A 19,133-nucleotide genomic window follows, 5' to 3' on the forward strand; every position below is an offset into this window, starting at 1 on the left:
CGGTAGGGTGTGTTCGTGGAGATCCAGCAGGCACCCGCCCAACCGTCCGGACGCAAGCGCCTCCCCCGCGCCGAACGCGAACGGCAGATCCTGGAGGTGGCCGAGCAGGTCTTCGCCGCCGGCGGTTACCAGGACACGTCGATGGACGAGATCGCACAGCGCGTCGGCCTGTCCAAACCGATGCTCTACGAGTACTTCGGCTCCAAGGAGGGGCTGCTGCTGGCCTGCCTGGAACGGGCCAAGCGCGAACTGCTGGACGCCACCACCCGCGCGGCGGCCAGGGCCGAGGGCCCCGAGCAGCTGCTGCACGACTGCCTCCAGGCGTTCTTCCGGTTCGGCGAGGAGCACGCGCAGGCGTGGGCGCTGCTGCGCAACGAGGCCGCGATCCCGAACTCGTCGGTGCACACCGAGCTCGAGTCGATCCGCGCGCAGCAGACCGAGGTGACCATGGGGCTGCTCCAGGTCAGCAGGCCCGACCTCGATCCGGTGCAGCTGGAGGCGTTCGCCGAGTCGATCATCGGCGCCGCCGAGCGGCTCGCGCTGTGGCGGGAGGGCCGTCCCGACATCACCGCCGAGGACGCGACCCGGCACCTGTTCGCCCTGCTGCTGCCCAGCTTGCAGCCGCCGGCCGGTTAGTCCCGGAACCGCAAGCCGAGATTGCCACCCGTTCGGGGGTTGTTCTCCGGTTCGCGATCAAGCGGGTTCCCGGGGTGTCCGATGGCGGACGTGTCGGCGGCCGGCATTCCGGACGCCGACGGCCGCCCACCGAACCCGGAGGAGAAACCACCTTGTCCCAATGGACCGCTCGCACCTTGCAGGCAGCCGTCGTGGCCGCGGGGGTGACCGCGGTCGGCGGCGGGTTCGTCCCCTCCGCCGAGGCTGCCCCCGCCGGTCCCGAGCGCGCAGGCATTCCGGACAACGTCGAGGTGAACCTGCCGGTCGACGGCTGTTCCAAGCACCGCGCCCCGGAACCGTGCCTCGACGGCGGTGCGCACGTGGCCGTCCCGACCCTGGTCAAGGAGGTCGGCGGGCACGTCGTGCGCACGAAGGACGGGCTGGCCCGATCAGCGCGCCACGGGCTGTCGCCGCAGACCGCCGTCGAGACGCTGGGCGTCGTCTACGGCGAGAGCATGCTGGTGCAGGAGACCGCCAAGGCCCGGCCCACCGTGGGCGTCGGGGTCCGGCCGGACAACGTCGCCGGGTTCAACAGGCTGCCCGGTCCCGGCGGGGTGCTCAACGCCGAGGTCGGCCCGCGCGGACCGAACCACGAGGGCGTCTCGGCGGTCGACACGGCCTTCACGCTCGACTTCGTCCGCGGTTACGCGCAGGATCGCCCGGTCAACCCGGCCCGCATGGTCGGCAAGGTCGTCCCGGTCGTGCGCGAGGCGCCGGTGGTCGACCGGCTGCTGCCGCAGCCGCGCACGTCCGGTCCCGTCCGCCGGACCCCGGCGCTGCCGTCGCTGGACAGCGCCGTGCACGACACCGTCGGCGGTGCCACGCACAACGTCGCGACCGGCGTGCCGCAGGCACCGGTCGACGTCGTGGGCATGGTCAGCGGAAGCTGATCGCAGGCAGGGAAAAGGGCGCCGGGGTCCCGGCGCCCTTTTTCGCGCGCCTCACGCCGAGGCCGCGGCGACCACCTGCGCGTCCGGCTCACCCAGGTCGAACGGCTCGCCCTTGTCCGCCCGCTCGACCAGCGACGCCGGCGGCTCGAAGCGCTCGCCGTAGCGGGCCGCGAGCTCCTTGGCCCGCTTGACGAATCCGGCCAGCCCGCCCGCGTAGCCGTTCATGTACTGCACGACCCCGCCGGTCCAGGCCGGGAACCCGATGCCGAAGATGGAGCCGATGTTGGCGTCCGGCACCGAGGTCAGGACGCCCTCGTCCAGGCACCGCACGGTTTCCAGCGCCTCGATGAACAGCATCCGCTCCCGCAGGTCGACCAGGTCCACAGCGGACGGATCCGCGCCGGTGCCGAAGTGCTCCAGCAGCCCGGGCCACAGGCCGGCGCGCTTGCCGTCGACGTAGTCGTAGAACCCGGCGCCGCTGGAGCGGCCCTTGCGGTCGAACTCCTCGACCATCCGGTCCAGCACGCCGTCTGCCGGATGCGACGGGTAGGTCCCGCCCTGGGCCTCGATCGCGCGCCTGGTCTCGTCCCGGATCTTGCGCGGCAGCGTCAGGGTCAGCTCGTCGAACAGCTGGAGCACCGGGGCCGGGAACCCGGCCTGCGACGACGCCTGCTCGATCGACGCCGGGTGCACGCCCTCGGCGAGCATGGCCACCCCCTCGTTGAGGAAGGTGCCGATGACCCGGCTGGTGAAGAAGCCGCGGCTGTCGTTGACCACGATCGGGGTCTTGTTGATCTGCCGCACCACGTCGAAGGCCCTGGCCAGCGCGCGGTCGCTGGTCCGCTCGCCGCGGATGATCTCCACCAGCGGCATCTTGTCCACCGGGGAGAAGAAGTGCAGGCCGATGAAGTCCTCCTGCCGCTTGACCCCCTCGGCCAGCGAGGTGATCGGAAGCGTCGAGGTGTTGGAGCAGAACAGGGCGTCCGGGTCGATGACGTCCTCGATCTCGGCGTAGACCTGGTGCTTGAGCTTGGTGTCCTCGAACACCGCCTCGATCACCAGGTCCGCGCCCGCGAGGTCGGCGGCCTGGTCGGTCGGGGTGATCCGGGCCAGCAGCTCGTCCCGCTCCGCCTCGGTCGAGCGGCCCTTGGCGATGGCCTTGTCCTGCACGGTCGCCGAGTACGCCTTGCCCTTCTCGGCCGCGGCCGGCGAGACGTCCTTGATCACGACCTGCATCCCGGCCTTGGCGCAGACGTAGGCGATGCCCGCGCCCATCATGCCGCCGCCGAGCACCGCGACCTTGGTCGCCTTCCACGGCTCGAAGCCGTCCGGGCGGGAGCCGCCGGAGTTGACGTGCTGGAGGTCGAAGAAGAAGGCCTTGCTCATGTTCTTGGAGGTCTGGCCGCAGACCAGCTCCAGGAAGTAGCGGCCCTCGATCTCGAAGGCGGTGTCGACGTCGACCTGCGAGCCCTCGACGGCCGCGCTGAGGATGTTGCGCGGTGCCGGGTACGGCGCGCCCTTGAGCTGCTTGCGCAGGTTGGCCGGGAAGGCGGGCAGGTTCGCCGCGAACTTCGGGTTCGACGGAGTGCCGCCGGGGATCTTGTGGCCCTTGGTGTCCCAGGGCTGGACGGCCTCCGGGTTGGCCCGGATCCACTCCTTGGCCGCGGCCAGCAGCTGGTCGGGCGAGTCGACGAGCTCGTCGATCAGGCCGAGCTCCTTGGCGCGGCCGGGGCGCAGCCGCTGCCCCTGGGTGAGCACGTGGACCAGGGCGTCGGCGATGCCGAGCAGCCGCACGGTGCGCACGACACCGCCGGCGCCGGGCAGCAGGCCGAGGGTGACCTCGGGGAAGCCGAACCGGGAACCGTCGTCGTCCACCGCGATCCGGTGGTGGCAGGCCAGCGCGATCTCCAGGCCGCCGCCGAGGGCGGTGCCGTTGAGCGCGGCGACGACCGGCACGCCCAGCGTCTCCAGCCTGCGCAGCTGGCGCTTGACGGTGGTGCTGGTCTCGGAGACCCGCTCGATGTCGCCCGGGCGGGCGCGGATCAGGTCGCGCAGGTCGCCGCCTGCGAAGAAGGTGCTCTTGGCGGAGGTGATGACGACGCCGGTGATGCTCTCCCGCTCGGCTTCCAGCCGGTCCACGGTCTCGGCCATCGAGCGGATGTAGCGCTCGTTCATGGTGTTGGCCTGCTGCTCGGGGTCGTCCAGGGTCAGCACGACGATGCCGTCGTCGTCGCTCCAGCGGATGCTGCTCATCAAGGGTGTCTCCGTACTCGTCTTGGGTAGCGGTGGTCGGCGGAACCTCAGTGCCTGTCGCGGATCTTCGAAGCGGCGCAGCCGCTTGGCCCACCCGAGCAACCGGCACCGCCGCGGGTTCTCAGGCGTTCGCCGGCGAGGACAGCTTTTTCCGTCGTATTGGCATACGTCGGAAAAAGATCCCGCAGCCGGCGGACGTCTGAGGTTCCGCCACCGGCACCGCAAAGCAGGGCGAGCCGAATCACAAACCTCAGAGCCGTTCCACGATGGTTGCGATTCCCATGCCTCCGCCGATGCAGAGCGTGGCGAGCCCGTAGCGTTCGCCGCGGCGTTCCAGTTCGTCGATGAGGGTGCCGAGGATCATCGCCCCGGTGGCGCCCAGCGGGTGGCCCATGGCGATCGCGCCGCCGTTGACGTTGACCTTGTCGTGCGGCACGCCGAAGTCCTTCATGAACTTCAGCGGGACGGCGGCGAACGCCTCGTTGATCTCGACCAGGTCGATCTGGTCGATGGTCAGCTCCGCCTTGGCCAGCGCCTTGCGGACGGCCGGGCCGGGGCCGGTGAGCATGATCGTCGGGTCCGCGCCGCTGAGCGCGGCGGAGACGATCCGCGCGCGGGGCCGCAGGCCGGTGCGCTCGCCGAGGGCGGCGCTGCCGATCAGCGCGAGCGCGGCGCCGTCGACGATCCCGGAGGAGTTGCCCGCGTGGTGGACGTGGTCGATCTTCTCGACCCAGTGGTACTTCTGCTGCGCGACGGCGTCGAACCCGCCGTGCTCGCCCATCAGCGCGAACGACGGCTGGAGGCCGGACAGCGACTCGACGGTGGTGCCCGCGCGGATGTGCTCGTCGCGGTCCAGGATCGTCTGCCCGTTGCGGTCGGTCACCGGCACGATCGAGCGGTTGAACCGGCCGTCGGCCCACGCCTTGGAGGCGCGGTCCTGGGACTCCGCCGCGAACGCGTCGACGGTGGTGCGGTCGAATCCTTCCAGGGTCGCGATCAGGTCGGCGCCGATGCCCTGCGGCACGAACGAGGTGTCGAGGTTGGTCTCCGGGTCCATCGCCCAGGCCCCGCCGTCAGAACCGATCGGCACCCGGGACATCGACTCCACGCCACCGGCGAGGACGGCGTCCTCCCAGCCGGAGCGGACCTTCTGGGCCGCGATGTTGACGGCCTCCAGCCCGGAGGCGCAGAACCGGTTGAGCTGCACGCCGCTGACGGTCTCGGGGAGCCCGGCGGCCAGCGCGGCGGTCTTGGCGATGTCACCGCCCTGGTCCCCGATCGGCGAGACGACGCCGAGCACGACGTCGTCGATCAGCGCGGGGTCGAGATCGGGATGCCGCTTCCGCAACTCGTCGATCAGCCCTACGACCAGGCTGATCGGTTTGGTTCCGTGCAGCGACCCGGTTTTCTTGCCGCGACCGCGCGGGGTGCGGATCGCGTCGTAGACGAACGCCTCGGACATGGGGGCGTGCCTCCTCGTTGCGGCAGGTACTCCACCCAGAGTGTGACACCACTACTGTCACAGTCAATGGGCAGTGCCCCGGTCGTGCGTCGCGGCAGGTCAGGGGTTGCCCCACCGCCGAGCGGAGCGCACCGCGACGGCGCCACCGGCGAGCGCGGCTCACCGCGCGGTCAGCCGCTCCACCCCGAGGCCGCGGATCGAGGCGTCGAGCACCTCGACGGTGTGGGCCATCGCCAGCTTCTCGCCCCGGCGCTCCAGCGCGGTCCGGATCTGCATGGCGCAGCCCGGGTTCGCGCTGACCAGCAGGTCCGCCCCGGTGTCGAGCACGTTGTCGGCCTTGCGGTCGCCGAGCTCCCTGGCCGCCTCCGGTTGCAGCAGGTTGTAGACGCCCGCCGAACCGCAGCACAGCTCGCCGCGGTTGATCTCGCGCAGCTCCACCCCGGGGATGCCGAGCAGCAGTTCCCTCGGCTGCGACCGGATTCCCTGCCCGTGGGCCAGGTGGCAGGCGTCGTGGTAGGCCGCGCGCACCGGCAGCGGGTGCCGCCGCGCGACCGGGCCGAGCTCGGCGAGCAGTTCGCTGATGTCGCGCACCCGCGCGGAAAACCGCTCCGCGCGCTCGGCCTGGACCGGGTCGTCCCGGAGCAGCCGGGGGTATTCCTTCAACGTGGAACCGCAACCCGCCGAGTTGACGACGACGTAGTCCACATCGGACTTCTCGAAGACATCGAGCAGTTCGCGGGCGAACCGCACCGCCTCCTCCTCCCGCCCGGAGTGCTCGCTGAGCGCACCGCAGCAGCCCTGCGCGGGCGGGATGACCACGTCGCAGCCCTCGGCCGCGAGCACCCGCGCGGTCGCGGCGTTGACCTCGGGGAAGAACGCGCCCTGCACGCAGCCGGTGACCATCCCGACGGTCGCGCGGCGCTTACCGCGCGCGGGGACGCGGTGCCCGAGCCGGGGAGCACGCCGGATCGGTGGCGCGAGGGATTCCATGGCCTGCAACGACTCCGGCAGCTTCGCCAGCAGCCCGCTGCGCCGGGCGAGCGCGCCCAGCCTCAGCCGCTGGTAGAGCGCGAGCGGCCCGCGCATCGCGCGGAGCCTGCGCGGGTACGGGAACAGCGCGAAGATCGCGGCGCGCAGCGCCTTCTCCCACCTGCTGCGCTCATGCCTGCGCTCCACCTGGGCGCGGGTCTCGGTGATCAGCGTGCCGTACTGGACGCCGGACGGGCAGGCGGTCACGCACGCCATGCAACCGAGGCAGGCGTCGAAGTGCCCGACCATGCTGTCGGACATCGGCTCGCCCTCGAGACCTTCCTTCATCAGGTAGATCCGGCCTCGCGGCGAGTCCATCTCCTCGCCCCACAGGTCGTAGGTGGGGCACGACGGAAGGCAGAACCCGCAGTGGACGCAGTCGTCGATCAGCTCGCGCTGCGGCGGGTGCAGGGCGTCGAAGGCTTTGTCGGCCATCATTCACCGTCCTCGTTCCTCGAAGCTGCCGGGATCCTCGAAGCTGCCGGGATCCTCGGAGCCGCCGGCATTCAGATCCCGCCCGCGAACCGGCCGGGCGAGAGCCGGTGACCGGGGTCGAACTGGTCCTTGGTGCGGCGCATCAGGGTCAGGACCCCCGGGTCTATCGGCCCCCACGGGTCGACCACCTCCCGCACCGCCCGCGGCGCGCCCAGCAGCACCGCGTAGTCGCAGCGCGCCCGCAGGTCGCCGACCACCTCGGCGACAGCCGCGGGGTCGGTGCCGTCGGGCACTTCCGCGTGGAACACGCCGATTCCCGCCGCGCCGCGAAGCGGGACGCTCGTGTTGCGCAGCAGCGCGGCCAGCGCGGCGGGCTCGATCCCGATGCGCAGGCCGGTGCCGCCGGCCGGGTACCGGCCCCACCAGTCCGGGGCCTGCTCCGCGACGGTTCCGCCGACCTTCGCGGCCAGCTCCAGCGCCCGCTCGTGGGTAGCGGCCGGACGGCCCTCGATCTGCGCGACGACCGCGATCGGGGAGTCCGGCCCCGGCCGGTCCAGCTCGATCGCGGTCGGCATCGCCTGGGAGTGCCTGATCTCGTCGGCGGCCTGGGCAGCGGCGTCGGGATCGTGCGTGGTGACCGCGATCCAGCGGTGCTCGGCGGCCCGCGGGTGCAGCCGGAACACCGCCTCGGTGATCACGCCGAGGGTGCCGAAGGAACCGGTGTAGAGCTTGCCGAGGTCGTAGCCCGCGACGTTCTTGACCACCTTGCCGCCGGAGATCGCCACCGCGCCGTCCGGCCGGACCACGGTGATGCCGATCAGCAGGTCGCGCACCCCGCCGAACAGGTGGCGGCAGGGCCCGGACGTGCCGGTCGCGATCACGCCGCCGACGGTCGCCGTCGGCAGCGGCTGGTCGATCGCGAGCTGCTGGCCCGCCTCGCCGACGACCCGCCGCACCTCCGCCAGCGGCGTGCCCGCCCTGGCGTGCACGACCAGGTCACCCGCCGCGTGCTCGACCACCCCGGTGGCCGCCGAGACGTCCAGCAGCAGGTCGACCTCGCGGGGCGGTGCGCCCCAGTCGAGCTTGCTGCCCGATCCCTTCGGCACCACGGAAAGCCCGTGCTCGGCGGCGATCTTCAGCACCGCCGCAGCCGTCTCCGTTCCATCCACAGTGGCCACCCACTGTGGACGGACACCGGCGACGGCGTCCTGCTCCCCCGCCTCGCGGAACTCGACCGCGACGGCCTCAAGCGCTCGCTCGACCATCAGAACTGATCCGCCAATCCCGCCTCCGCCAGCGGATGCACGCCGCGGCGACGTCCGGGCACCTCGCCGCAGAGCCTCGGGGTCGGGAAGACCTTGCCCGGATTGCAGATCCCGACCGGGTCGAACGCGCAGCGCAGCCGCTGCATCGTGTCCAGGTCGTCGGCGTTGAACATCCGCCCCATGTACTTGACCTTGTCCGCGCCGACGCCGTGTTCGCCGGTGATCGAGCCGCCGTGCTCGATGCACAGGTCGAGGATCGCGCCGGAAACGGCTTCCGCGCGCTCGGCGGCACCGGGCTCGGCGTCGTCGAACAGCACCAGCGGGTGCAGGTTGCCGTCGCCCGCGTGGAAGACGTTGGCCACCCGGACCCCGGACTCCGCCGACAGCCGGGAGATCCGGCCCAGCACCTCCGGCAGCGCGGTCCGCGGGATGACGCCGTCCTGCACGATGTAGTCGGGGCTGATCCGCCCGACCGCGGCGAACGCGGACTTGCGGCCCTTCCAGATCATCGCCCGCTCGTGGTCGTCGGCGGCGACCCGGATCTCGAAGGCGCCGTGCTCGCCGCAGTGCCGCTCGACCTCGGCGAAGGTGTGCTCCACCTCCGCCGTGGGACCGTCGAGCTCGACCACCAGGACCGCGCCCGCGCCCTCCGGGTAACCGCACTGGACGGCCTGCTCGGCGGCCTCGATCGCCAGCGCGTCCATCATCTCGATGGCCGCGGGCGTCACCCCGGCGGCGATGATCGCCGAGACCGCGGCCCCGGCCTCGTCGGTGGACGGGAACCCGGCCAGCAGCGTCTGCACGGCCTCCGGTTTCCGCAGCAGCCGCACGGTGATGCTGGTGACCACGCCGAGCGTGCCCTCGCTGCCGACGAACGCGCCGAGCAGGTCGTAGCCGGGGGCCTCGCGCGCCCCGCCGAGGTGGACGACCTCGCCGTCCGGGGTCACGACCTCCAGCCCGAGGATGTGGTGGGTGGTGAAGCCGTACTTCAGGCAGTGCGCGCCGCCGGAGTTCTCCGCGACGTTGCCGCCGACCGAGCACACCTGCTGGCTGGACGGGTCGGGGGCGAAGTAGTAGCCGCGCGGCGCGACCGCCTTGCTGACGTCGAGGTTGATCACGCCGGGTTCCACCACGGCCCGTTCGTTGTCGATGTCGATCTCCAGGATGCGGCGCATCTTGGAGGTCACGATCAACACGCCGTCCGAGTGCGGCAGCGCGCCGCCGGAGAGCCCGGTGCCCGAACCCCGGGCGACGAACGGCAGCTCGTGCTCGGCGCAGATCCGCACGACCTCCCGGACCTGCGCGGCGTTCTCGGGCAGGACGACCACGGCGGGCACGACCCGGTAGCTCGCGAGGCCGTCGCACTCGTAGGTCCGCAACCGCTGCGGGTCGGTGATCACCGACTGCGGCGGCAGCACGGCGCGGAACCGGCCCAGCGCCGACTCCGGGACTGCGGTCGACTGCATTTCCGGCCTCCTCGCCGAAAGATTCCGCTTCGCGAAAGCACCGTTCCGCTACGAGCGACCCTAGGACGGCGGGAACATGGATACAAGGGGTCGACAAGGGGTGGTCGCAGCGGAACGACCGCCACCAGCAGGATCCCACGACAAGTGGCCCCGGTCACAGTTCTCCGGGGCACTCCGGCCGCAATTGCCGGGACCGCTCCGGCCCGAGCCGCTCCGGCCACAAAGGACTGACGCGCTCAGCCCCTGGCGACCAGCAGCGGGACGTACTGCTCGTCGGCGGTCAGGGAGCCGTGCTGGCCGCGCAGCGCCGACTCCCCCGGCTCCGCCGCGGAGCGGATGATCGCCGAGGTGCGCATCACGGCGATGACGTCGCCGATGCGCGGGCGGACGGCCGGGCTGACGACCGGGCCGAACCAGCCCGCGGCGATCGCCTGCTCGGCGGTGACGACCGCTCCGCGGTCGCCGACGGCCTCCCGCCACGCCGCCAGCACCGCTGCCTCGGCGCCGGGTTCGGCGTAGACGTGCCGGGCGCGGGCTTCGCCGCCGATCAGGCGGACTCCGTCCTGGAGCGCGGGTTCGGCGTCGATGTCGAGCGCGGTGGCGGGATCCACCCCGACCATCCCGTGGTCCGCGACCACCGCCAGCACGGACGACTTCGGCAACTGCTGCGCCAGGTTCTCCACCAGGGCGTTGATCTGGCGTAGCTGCATGCGCCACGGCAGCGAACCGGGGCCGTGGACGTGGCCGAGCAGGTCCAGGTGGCCGTGGTAGCCGTAGCACAGCCCCGGGCCGGGGCCGGCGAGCGCGGACAGCAGTTCCGCCGCCAGGTCGCCGAGCGCGCGCACGCCGCGGAAGTCGGCGCCGCGCAGGGCGGCGCGGGTCAGGCCGGTACCTCGGAACTCGGCGGGCACCGCGATGCGGACGTCCACGCCCGCCTCCGCCGCGCGCTCCAGCACGGTCGGCCGCGGCTGCGCCTGCTCCGGCGGCCAGGCTTCGAGCAGGCTGCGCCGGTCCGTCTCGCCGCGGGTGCCCCAGGACAGCGGGTGCAGCAGGGCGCCGGACGGCTCGGCGAAGGTGTAGCCGACGACGCCGTGCTCACCTGAGCAGCGGCCGGTGCCCAGGGAGGTGATGCTGGTGGCCGTCGTGGTCGGGAAGCCGACCGGCACCGGACCGGCCGCCAGCGACACCAGGAACGGGGCGTCGTCGGCGTGCTCGTGCAGGAGGTTCCAGCCCAGGCCGTCGACCAGCAGGACCGCCGCGTTGCGGCACGCCGGGAAGCCGGCGGTGCCGGCGAACCCCGGCACGCCCATCGCGGCGAGCAGGGACGGCAGGACGTCGGGCAGCGCCCGGCCGTCGTGATCCGGAGCGACGATCCAGTCCACAGAGCTTGTCATTTAACTCGCTTTGCGTGCCGGTGCCGGTGGCGGAACCTCAGGCGCCCGCTGGCTGCGGTTACTTTTTCCGACGTATGTCCAATACGACGGAAAAAGCTGTCCTCGCCAGCGAACGCCTGAGAACCCGCGGGTGGTCGATCTGCGTGCATGGGCCAAGCGGCTGGCGCCGCTTCAAAGCCCAAAGACAGTCTCTCAGAAGCCCATGGAGCGGCCCACGATCTCCTTCATAATCTCCGTCGTCCCGCCGTAGATCGTCTGGACGCGGGTGTCCAGGAACGCCTTGGCGACCGGGTACTCCACCATGTACCCGTAACCGCCGTGGAGCTGGAGGCAGCGGTCCACGACGCGCTTGCTCATCTCGCTCAGCCACCACTTGGCCATCGCGGCGTGCTGCACGCTCAGCTCACCGCGGACGTGCTCGGTGATGCAGCGGTCGGTGAACACCCGGCCGATCTGGACCTCGGTGGCCATCTCCGCGAGCTCGAAGCGGGTGTTCTGGAACTTGCCGATCGGGCGCCCGAACGCGGTCCGGCTGTGGCAGTACTCCTTGGTGATGTCGAGGATCTTCTCCGCCGTCGCCGCCGAGGCCACCGCGATGGACAGCCGCTCCTGCGGCAGGTTCTGCATCAGGTAGACGAAGCCCTTGCCCTCCTCGCCGAGGAGGTTGTCGGCGGGCACCCGCACGTCGTTGAAGAACAGCTCCGCCGTGTCCTGGGCCTTCTGGCCGATCTTGTCCAGGTTCCGGCCGCGTTCGAAGCCCTCCGCCCCGCGCTCGACGACCAGCAGGCTGATGCCCTCGTGCCCGGCGTCCGGGTCGGTGCGGCAGACCACGATGACCAGATCGGCCAGGATCCCGTTGGAGATGAACGTCTTCTGCCCGTTGATGACCCACTCGTCGCCGTCCCGCACCGCGGTGGTGCGGATGCCCTGCAGGTCGCTGCCCGCGCCGGGCTCGGTCATCGCGATCGCGGTGATCAGCTCTCCGGTGCAGAAGCCCGGCAGCCAGCGCTTCTTCTGCTCCGCGGTGGCCAGCTTGGTCAGGTACGGCGCGATGATGTCGACGTGCAGCGGGGAGCCGAAGCCGGAGATGCCCGCCCGGACCAGCTCCTCGTCGAACACCGCGTTGAAGCGGAAGTCGTCGGTCCCGCCGCCGCCGTACTCCTCCTCGATCGGGAAGCCCAGCAGCCCCTGCGCACCGGCGGCCAGCCAGGCGTCGCGGCTGACGACCCCGGCTTCCTCCCACTCGGCCACGTGCGGGGTCAGCTCCTTGGCGACGAACGCCCGCGCGGTCTCGCGGAACGCCTCGTGGTCGTCGTTGAACAGCTCCCTGCGCATTCCTCACGCTTCCTTTCGGGCGATCGCACCTGATTCGAGGAGTTCGGCTGCCTGCGCCACCCGCCAGTCGGCCAGCACCGCCGCGGCGTCGCCGCCCGGCTCGGCCACTGGCCCCGGCGGCGGGTTCGGGGTCCGGGAGAACCGCGGCGCGGGCGCGGGCTGCAGCACGCCGTCGCGATCGACCAGCGTCCCGCGCGCGGCGACGTGCGGGTGCTCGGCGGCCTCGCCCATCGACAGCACCGGCGCGACGCAGGCGTCCGAACCGGCGAACCGCTCCGTCCACTCCGCCCGCGTGCCCCGGGCGAAGACCTCGGCGAAGCGCTTGCGCAGCTCCGGCCAGTTCGCCGGGTCGTTGCGGTCCGGCAGGCCCTCCAGGCCGAGCCGCTCGACGAGTTCGGCGTAGAACTGCGGTTCCAGCGCGCCGACGGCCACGTGCTCGCCGTCGGAGGTCTCGTAGACGTCGTAGAACGGGGCGCCGGTGTCGAGCAGGTTCGTGCCGCGCCGCTCGCTCCACCCGCCCGCGGCGCGCATGCCGAACAGCATCGCCCCGAGGTGCGCCGCGCCGTCCACGATCGCGGCGTCGACTACCTGCCCCCGGCCGCTGGTGCGGGCCTCCAGCACCGCGGCCAGGATCCCGACCGCCATGTAGAGCGCGCCGCCGCCGAAGTCGCCGAGCAGGTTCGCCGGGACCTGCGGCGGGCCGCCCTCGCGGCCGATGGCGTGCAGCATCCCGCTGAGCGCGATGTAGCCGATGTCGTGCCCCGCGGTCGGCGCCAGCGGACCGTCCTGGCCCCAGCCGGTCATCCGGCCGTAGACCAGCTTCGGGTTGACCTCCCAGCACTGCTCCGGGCCGACGCCGAGGCGTTCGGTCACCCCCGGCCGCAGCCCTTCCAGCAGCACGTCGGCCTGCGCGGCCAGCGCGAGCACCGCGTCGGCTCCGCGCTCGTGCTTGAGGTTCACCGAGACCGAGCGCTTGCCGCGGTTGAGCACGTCATCCTTGCCCGAGACGGCGCCGGGCCGGTCGACCCGGACGACGTCGGCGCCCAGATCCGCCAGCAGCATCGCGCAGAACGGGGCAGGCCCGATCCCCGCGAGCTCCACGACCCTGACCCCGGCCAGCGGCCCGTTGGTTGCTGTCACGCTCGCACCTCTCCATGTGTCACCGGCCACAAGCAATGCGACGCTGTTAGTGTTACATCGCTGGTGTTACAGCGGTCAAGGAGTATCGTGCGGTCATGCTCCGAACAGCGGACGAAGAGCTGACCATCGATGAACTGGCCGCACGCGCCGGCGTCACCGTGCGCACTGTTCGGTTCTACTCCTCGCGCGGCCTGCTGCCCCCACCGCGGCTGCGCGGACGGCTCGGCCTCTACGGCGGCGACCACCTGGCCAGGCTGGACCTGATCCGGGAGCTGCAGACGCTGGGCTTCACGCTGTCGGCGATCGAACGCCACCTGGAGCGCGTCCCGGACGACGCCGCGCCGGAGGACCTCGCCCTGCACCGGGCGCTGCTGGCGCCGTGGACCAGCGACCAGAGCGAGGACCTGGACCGCCACGAGCTCAACCAGCGCGCGGGCCGCCACCTCGACGACGACCTGGTCGGCCAGCTGGTCGAGCTCGGCATCCTGGAGCGGATCCCCGACGACGAGCGGCTCCGGCTGCCCAGCACCGCGATGCTCGGCGTCGGGCTGCAGATCCTCGACCTCGGCCTGCCGCTGGAGATGCTGGTGCAGGCCAAGCAGATCGTCGAGCAGCACACCTCCCAGATCGCGGTCGAGCTGCGCGAGCTGTTCGCCGCCAACGTGCTGCGCCCCTACGTGGAACGCGGCCGTCCCGAGGACGAGCGCGAGCGGGTCCGCGCGGCCACCGACCAGCTTCGGCCGCTGACGATCCAGGTCCTGGTCAACGGTTTCCAGCGGGCCGTCAACGACGTGATCCGCGATCACGTCTGACGCTCTGGTCAAAACCGGTCCGGATGGGGTTTCATCCTGGAGTGACGATCGTCACGCGCGTTTGAGGGGAGACGCCCGGATGACCGTTCTGCGGCCCTGGACCGCGACCGACACGACCGCCCCCGAACTGTTCGCGCGCAACGCCCGGGACTGCCCCGACCACCCCGCGCTGACCGATTCCTCCGGTGCCGCAACGAGAACGTGGACGTGGGCGCAGGCGCACGACGAGGTCACCCGGCTCGCCGCCGGGTTCGCCGACCTCGGGTTGCAGCCCGGTCAGACCGCGCTGGTGATGATGTCCAACCGGGCCGAGCACTGGTTGGCCGACGCCGCCGCGACCCGGCTCGGCGCGGTGCCCGGCAGCGTCGGCCTCCGCCACAGCAGCGCCGAAGCGCTGCTGCTGGCCCGGCACAGCAGGGCGCGGGTGGTCGTCGCCGAAGGAGCCGACCAGGTGTGGCGGTGGTCGTCGGCGATGCGGGATCCGACCGCGCCCGCGCACGTCGTGGTCGTCGACCCGGCGGCGGTTCCCGCCGGGGATCCCCGCTTCCTCAGCTGGGAGGAGCTGCGGCGGCGCGGCGAGCGGCGGCTGCTCGCCGAGCCCGACGCCGTCGACCGGCACCGGGGGGCGATCACCCCGGACCGGCCCGCCGCCCTGCTCTACACCGGGACCGAGCACTGCGTGGTGCTCACGCACCGGAACCTCGTCCACGCCGCGTCGGCGTTGCGCCACATCGCCGGAATTCCCCGCCACGCGGCCATGATCTGCGGCCATTCGCCGTCCGACCTGCTGGCGCGCACGACCGGCTTCCACGCCGCCGTCCACAACGCCGACCACGTCCACCTCCACCCCGACGCCCCGCAGGCCGCGTCCGCGCTTCCGCGCGTCCGCCCGCCCGCGTTCCTCGGCGCGCCGGAGGTCTGGGCGGACCTCGCCGCCCGGATCGGGCCTTCGGCCGATCCCCGGCGGCTCCGCGCCCGCCTCGGGCTCGACCGGCTCGCCTGGGCTGCCGCCGGGCCCGCTCCGCTCGCGCCCGCGGTGGTGGACCGCTTCGCGGCCGTGGACATCGCCCTCCGGCAGTGCTGGGGCACGGCCGAGACCACCGGCTTCGCCACCGCGGGCCACGCAGGCGCCGACCGCCCCGGGACCGCGGGCCGGGCCCTGCCCGGAGTGGAGGTACGGATCTCCGGCGACGGCGAGATCCTGGTCCGGGGACCTGTCGTGTGCGCGGGTCACCTGCAACCGGACGGGCTGATCAGGCCGGTCACCGACGCCGAGGGCTGGCTGCGCACCGGCGACGCGGGCGCGCTCGACGCCGACGGGTACCTCGTCGTCCGGCGCTGAGCCGGCCGGCGCTGAGTCGGCCAGCGCTGAGTCAGCCGGCCCGCAGTCATCCGACGCTGAGCCGTTCGGTGCCGAGTCATCCGGTGCTGAGCCGTCCGGCCCGCAGTCATCCAGCGCTGAGCCGTCCAGCGCGGAGTCATCCGGCCCGCAGTCATCCGACCTGCAGTCGTCCAGCGCGGAGTCACCCAGCGCTGAGTCATCCAGCCCGCAGTCACCCGACCCGCAGTCGTCCAGCGCGGAGTCATCCGGCGCGGAGTCATCCAGCCCGCAGTCACCCTGCGCTGGCAGGCTCCGCGTCGCGCACGAACCGGCGCGGATCTCCCGTCACCGCAAGGCATCCGACGGTCACCAGCGCGCCGCCGACGAGGTACAGCGCGATCGGCCATGACCCGCCGCCCACGCCGAGCAGCGCGGTGGCGATGAACGGCGACAGCCCGCCGCCGAGGACCGAACCGCTCTGGTACCCCAGCGACACACCGGTGTAGCGGACCTTCGTGCTGAACAGGTCCGCGCAGAACGCCGCCATGGGGCCGAAAACCGCCGCCGAGCCCGCGTACCCGAGCACCATCGCCAGCACGATCAGCGCGGGCGACCTGGTGTCGAGCAGCCAGAACATCGGGAACGCGTACACCGCGAGGAAGATCGCACCGCCGAGCATCACCCTGGTCCGCCCGAGCCGGTCGGACAGGTGCGCGAACAGCAGGATCCCCGCGATCTGCGCGGCCGATCCGGCGAGGCTGCCCGCCAGCATCAGGTCGCGGGTCATGCCCAGCTGCCGGGTGCCGTAGGTGAGCAGGAACGTGGCGAGCACGAAGATGAACATGTTGAAGCCGAGGTTGACCCCGGCCGAGAGCAGGATCTGCCGCCAGGAGCTGGCGAACGCCTCCGCGACCGGCAGCCTGGAGCGCTCGCCGTGCTCGCGGATCCGGGCGAATTCGGGGGATTCGGCCAGCCGCAGCCGCACGTAGAGCCCGACGCCGACCAGGACGAGGCTCAGCAGGAACGGGATCCGCCAGCCCCAGACCAGGAACTGGTCGCCGGAGACCGCGGTCGCCGCCGCGAACACGCCGGTCGCCAGGAACAGCCCGGTCGGCGAGCCGATGAAGGTCCAGCCGCCGTACCAGCCCTGCCGGTTCGGCGGGGCGTGCTCGACGGCCATCAGCACCGCGCCGCCCTGCTCGCCGCCGAGGAAGAACCCCTGCACCACCCGCAGCAGCACCAGCGCCGCGGGCGCCCACAGGCCGATCTGGTCGTAGGTGGGCAGCAGGCCGATCGCCGCGGTGCAGGCGCCGGTGACGCTGAGCGTGATCACCAGCATCAGCCTGCGGCCCACCCGGTCGCCGAAGTGGCCGATCACCGCCGCGCCGAGCGGGCGGGCGAGGAAACCGGCGCCGAAGGTGGCGAAGGCCAGCAGCGCGCCGACCCACGGGTCGCCCGCCGGGAAGAACAGCCGGTTGAACACCACGGCCGCGGCGGTGCCGTAGATGAGGAAGTCGTAGAGCTCGATCGTGTTGCCGACGGCGCTGGCGAACGCCGCCTTGCGGACGCTTTCGCGCGGGGGCGCCACGCCCGGTTTCGCCGCGCTCGGTTCGGCTGCCATCCCGGTCCTCCTCCGGTGTTTCCCTCTCCTGGGCTTTCCCTCGTCAGGGTTTCGCCGCGCCCGGGGTGCAGGATCCGAGCGCAGGGTTCCGCGTCGAATTTCCCACAGTCATCCCGCGAACGAGGCTCGATGGCGATCTTCGCCGCCGAGATGATCAACACAGAGTGAGAAAACTCGATCGAGGGAAACTCAATCAGGTGGATCAAGGTAGCGGATGCGGTGTGACGGCCGGTTCTGCCGATAAAGAAGGTGAAGTCCTCTCCATAACCGCAGGAGGAAATCGAGATGACCGCACTCCCGCTGATCGGCCGCGCGCTCGTGGCCACCGCGCTGACCGCGGGCGCCGTGCTCACCCCGGCGGCTGCCTCCGCCGTCCCGGTCGCCAGCACGTTGCAGCTCTCGGTCACCGGCCAGCCCGGCACCAGCGGATTCCGCACCGCGCTGCTGACCTGCGAGCCGCACGGCGGCACGCACCCGAACGCCCAGAAGGCGTGCGCGGACCTCATCGAGAACAACGGCGACCTGCACGCGATGGCCAAGCAGGAACCCCGGCCGATGATGTGCACGCTGGACCTCAAGGAAGTCACGGTCCGCGCCACCGGCACCTGGCGCGGCAAGCAGGTCGACTTCGAGCAGAAGTTCCCGAACATCTGCGTCGCCAAGTCGCACACCGGCGAGGTCTTCGCGTTCTGAGCCCGCCCCGCGAGCCCCTGATCACACCGTGACCAGGGGCTTGCGGCATTTGGGCGGGTTACCGTTGGCGCATGGCACCACAGGACACTGGTTCGCCGGATCGGCGCTGGCCACGGCGGTTGTTCGCGGTGGGCAGCGACCCCGATCCGAGGTTCACGCTCGCCAACGAGCGCACGTTCCTCGCCTGGATCCGGACATCGCTGGCGCTGATGGCCGCCGGAGTCGGGGTGGAGGCGCTCAACGCCGTCACCCCCGACCAGTCGAGTCCACTGCGGACGGTGCTGGCGATCCTCCTGCTGCTGGCCGGAGTCCTGTGCAGCGCGACCGCGTTCGGCCGGTGGATGACCACCGAACGCGCGATGCGGACGAACGCCTCGCTGCCCGCACCGCGGCTCGGCCCGCTGCTCGGCTACGGCCTGGCGGCGATCGGCGTGGTCGCCTGCGCCCTGCTGCTGATCACCGGGATCTGACCGTGCCAGGCCCGTGGGACCCCGGACTCCAGGTCGAGCGCACGACGCTCGCGTGGCTGCGCACCACGCTCGCCTTCGTCGTCGGCCTCATCGTGCTCATCAGGCTGATCCTGCACCACAGCGTGCTCGCCGGGATCGCCTGCGCCGTGCTGACGCTGCCGCTGGCGGTCGTGATCGCCTGGTTCACCTGGCGCAGGCACCAGCGGACCGAGCGCTGCCTCCGCGCCGAGCACCCGCTGCCCGCCGCAGTGCTGCCCGCCGCGGTCGCGCTGCTCGCGATCCTCGGCGGCTGCACCGGGATCGTGTACGTGCTTACCGTCTGAGCGGTCAGGCCAGCGACAGCTGGGTCTCCACGTTGCCGCGGATCGCGTTGGAGTACGGGCAGACCTGGTCGGCCTCCTCGGTCAGCTTCCTGGCCTGGGCCTCGTCGAGGCCCGGCAGGCTGACCGAGAGCTCGACCTCCAGGCCGAAGCCGCCCTCGTCGTTGCGGCCGATGCCCACGCGGGCGGTCACCTCGGAGCCGGTGATGTCGGCCTTCGCGCGGCGGGCGACGACCTGGAGCGCGCCGTGGAAGCAGGCGGCGTAGCCGGCGGCGAACAGCTGTTCCGGGTTGGTGGCGTCGCCGCCCGCGCCGCCCATCTCCTTCGGCACGGCGAGATCCAGGTCGAGGATCCCGTCCGAGGAGCGGGCCTTGCCATCCCGGCCCGCTCCGGTCGCGGTGGCTTCCGCGGTGTACAGCGCAGTCATGATCCGTTCCTCTCCTCGGGTCGAACGAGCCCAACAGTAGCGTGCAACTAAATTGCACACAACCAATCTGGCGGAAGTATGCCCGAACGCACAACCGGGCGCCCGGTCCATCCACACTGGACGGA

General features: G+C 71.9%; 17 protein-coding genes. 7 read left to right on the plus strand and 10 right to left on the minus strand.

Translation table 11 applies throughout. The features are described from left to right. Positions 1–15: 15 nt before the first annotated feature. Both ABD691_RS12925 and ABD691_RS12930 read left to right on the plus strand, forming a co-directional pair. The gene (locus ABD691_RS12925) at positions 16–636 is read left to right on the plus strand and encodes a TetR/AcrR family transcriptional regulator (RefSeq protein ID WP_344679863.1); all 621 of its coding nucleotides are present in this window, start codon (positions 16–18) and stop codon (positions 634–636) included. Between the two features lie 152 nt (positions 637–788). Beyond that, on the plus strand, positions 789–1,565 hold the full coding sequence (locus ABD691_RS12930) for a hypothetical protein (protein ID WP_344679864.1): 777 nt from the start codon (positions 789–791) through the stop codon (positions 1,563–1,565). A 51-nt stretch (positions 1,566–1,616) separates the two neighbouring features. On the opposite strand, the gene ABD691_RS12935 is transcribed toward ABD691_RS12930, so the two are convergent. From ABD691_RS12935 to ABD691_RS12970, 8 genes are all read right to left on the minus strand, one after another. Next, complete coding sequence (locus tag ABD691_RS12935; RefSeq protein ID WP_344679865.1) at positions 1,617–3,818, minus strand: 3-hydroxyacyl-CoA dehydrogenase NAD-binding domain-containing protein; 2,202 nt, start codon at positions 3,816–3,818, stop codon at positions 1,617–1,619. A gap of 250 nt (positions 3,819–4,068) precedes the next feature. Then, complete coding sequence (locus tag ABD691_RS12940) at positions 4,069–5,280, minus strand: acetyl-CoA C-acetyltransferase (protein ID WP_344679866.1); 1,212 nt, start codon at positions 5,278–5,280, stop codon at positions 4,069–4,071. A gap of 159 nt (positions 5,281–5,439) precedes the next feature. After that, positions 5,440–6,744, minus strand: coding sequence for a (Fe-S)-binding protein (locus ABD691_RS12945; protein ID WP_344679949.1), 1,305 nt, complete (start codon positions 6,742–6,744; stop codon positions 5,440–5,442). Positions 6,745–6,815: 71 nt separating this feature from the next. Continuing rightward, a complete protein-coding gene (locus tag ABD691_RS12950; protein WP_344679867.1) occupies positions 6,816–8,009 on the minus strand; it encodes an FAD-binding oxidoreductase in 1,194 nt (397 codons plus the stop codon). After that, positions 8,009–9,475 carry an FAD-linked oxidase C-terminal domain-containing protein gene (locus tag ABD691_RS12955; RefSeq protein ID WP_344679868.1) on the minus strand — a complete coding sequence of 489 codons (1,467 nt, stop codon included), beginning with the start codon at positions 9,473–9,475 and terminating at the stop codon, positions 8,009–8,011. The genes ABD691_RS12950 and ABD691_RS12955 overlap by 1 nt, the downstream gene beginning before the upstream one ends. Positions 9,476–9,711: 236 nt before the next feature. Then, positions 9,712–10,869 (minus strand): alkaline phosphatase family protein, encoded by a 1,158-nt coding sequence (locus ABD691_RS12960; RefSeq protein ID WP_344679869.1) that lies wholly within the window; start codon positions 10,867–10,869, stop codon positions 9,712–9,714. Between the two features lie 192 nt (positions 10,870–11,061). Next, positions 11,062–12,204 carry an acyl-CoA dehydrogenase family protein gene (locus ABD691_RS12965; protein WP_344679870.1) on the minus strand — a complete coding sequence of 381 codons (1,143 nt, stop codon included), beginning with the start codon at positions 12,202–12,204 and terminating at the stop codon, positions 11,062–11,064. A gap of 3 nt (positions 12,205–12,207) precedes the next feature. Continuing rightward, a complete protein-coding gene (locus ABD691_RS12970; protein WP_344679871.1) occupies positions 12,208–13,344 on the minus strand; it encodes a CaiB/BaiF CoA transferase family protein in 1,137 nt (378 codons plus the stop codon). Between the two features lie 95 nt (positions 13,345–13,439). On the opposite strand from ABD691_RS12970, the gene ABD691_RS12975 reads away from it, so the two are divergent. Together ABD691_RS12975 and ABD691_RS12980 are read left to right on the plus strand one after the other, a co-directional pair. After that, positions 13,440–14,156 (plus strand): MerR family transcriptional regulator, encoded by a 717-nt coding sequence (locus ABD691_RS12975; RefSeq protein WP_344679872.1) that lies wholly within the window; start codon positions 13,440–13,442, stop codon positions 14,154–14,156. Positions 14,157–14,235: 79 nt separating this feature from the next. Further along, entirely contained in the window at positions 14,236–15,498 is a 1,263-nt protein-coding gene (locus tag ABD691_RS12980; RefSeq protein WP_344679873.1) for an AMP-binding protein, read from the plus strand. Positions 15,499–15,769: 271 nt separating this feature from the next. On the opposite strand, the gene ABD691_RS12985 is transcribed toward ABD691_RS12980, so the two are convergent. After that, entirely contained in the window at positions 15,770–17,098 is a 1,329-nt protein-coding gene (locus ABD691_RS12985) for an MFS transporter (protein WP_344679874.1), read from the minus strand. Between the two features lie 285 nt (positions 17,099–17,383). On the opposite strand from ABD691_RS12985, the gene ABD691_RS12990 reads away from it, so the two are divergent. The 3 genes from ABD691_RS12990 to ABD691_RS13000 all read left to right on the plus strand — a co-directional run bounded on the left by ABD691_RS12990 (position 17,384) and on the right by ABD691_RS13000 (position 18,584). Then, positions 17,384–17,791, plus strand: a complete 408-nt coding sequence (locus ABD691_RS12990; protein WP_344679875.1) for an SSI family serine proteinase inhibitor — start codon at positions 17,384–17,386, stop codon at positions 17,789–17,791. Between the two features lie 71 nt (positions 17,792–17,862). Continuing rightward, positions 17,863–18,261: a YidH family protein gene (locus ABD691_RS12995; protein ID WP_344679876.1), complete on the plus strand. Its 399-nt coding sequence runs from the start codon at positions 17,863–17,865 to the stop codon at positions 18,259–18,261. A 2-nt stretch (positions 18,262–18,263) separates the two neighbouring features. Beyond that, positions 18,264–18,584, plus strand: a complete 321-nt coding sequence (locus tag ABD691_RS13000) for a DUF202 domain-containing protein (protein WP_344679877.1) — start codon at positions 18,264–18,266, stop codon at positions 18,582–18,584. Positions 18,585–18,588: 4 nt separating this feature from the next. On the opposite strand, the gene ABD691_RS13005 is transcribed toward ABD691_RS13000, so the two are convergent. Further along, complete coding sequence (locus ABD691_RS13005; protein WP_344679950.1) at positions 18,589–19,011, minus strand: organic hydroperoxide resistance protein; 423 nt, start codon at positions 19,009–19,011, stop codon at positions 18,589–18,591. Positions 19,012–19,133 lie beyond the last annotated feature (122 nt).

The sequence above is a fragment of the Saccharopolyspora taberi genome, from assembly GCF_039534165.1.
Classification (GTDB): domain Bacteria; phylum Actinomycetota; class Actinomycetes; order Mycobacteriales; family Pseudonocardiaceae; genus Saccharopolyspora_D; species Saccharopolyspora_D taberi.

Excerpts from the sequence above, each read along its gene's own strand:
- ABD691_RS12935 (WP_344679865.1), bottom strand. The coding sequence starts at position 3,818 with ATGAGCAGCATCCGCTGGAGCGACGACGACGGCATCGTCGTGCTGACC.
- ABD691_RS12940 (WP_344679866.1), bottom strand. The coding sequence starts at position 5,280 with ATGTCCGAGGCGTTCGTCTACGACGCGATCCGCACCCCGCGCGGTCGC.
- ABD691_RS12945 (WP_344679949.1), bottom strand. The coding sequence starts at position 6,744 with ATGGCCGACAAAGCCTTCGACGCCCTGCACCCGCCGCAGCGCGAGCTG.
- ABD691_RS12950 (WP_344679867.1), bottom strand. The coding sequence starts at position 8,009 with ATGGTCGAGCGAGCGCTTGAGGCCGTCGCGGTCGAGTTCCGCGAGGCG.
- ABD691_RS12955 (WP_344679868.1), bottom strand. The coding sequence starts at position 9,475 with ATGCAGTCGACCGCAGTCCCGGAGTCGGCGCTGGGCCGGTTCCGCGCC.
- ABD691_RS12960 (WP_344679869.1), bottom strand. The coding sequence starts at position 10,869 with ATGACAAGCTCTGTGGACTGGATCGTCGCTCCGGATCACGACGGCCGG.
- ABD691_RS12965 (WP_344679870.1), bottom strand. The coding sequence starts at position 12,204 with ATGCGCAGGGAGCTGTTCAACGACGACCACGAGGCGTTCCGCGAGACC.
- ABD691_RS12975 (WP_344679872.1), top strand. The coding sequence starts at position 13,440 with ATGCTCCGAACAGCGGACGAAGAGCTGACCATCGATGAACTGGCCGCA.
- ABD691_RS12980 (WP_344679873.1), top strand. The coding sequence starts at position 14,236 with ATGACCGTTCTGCGGCCCTGGACCGCGACCGACACGACCGCCCCCGAA.
- ABD691_RS12985 (WP_344679874.1), bottom strand. The coding sequence starts at position 17,098 with ATGGCAGCCGAACCGAGCGCGGCGAAACCGGGCGTGGCGCCCCCGCGC.
- ABD691_RS12990 (WP_344679875.1), top strand. The coding sequence starts at position 17,384 with ATGACCGCACTCCCGCTGATCGGCCGCGCGCTCGTGGCCACCGCGCTG.
- ABD691_RS12995 (WP_344679876.1), top strand. The coding sequence starts at position 17,863 with ATGGCACCACAGGACACTGGTTCGCCGGATCGGCGCTGGCCACGGCGG.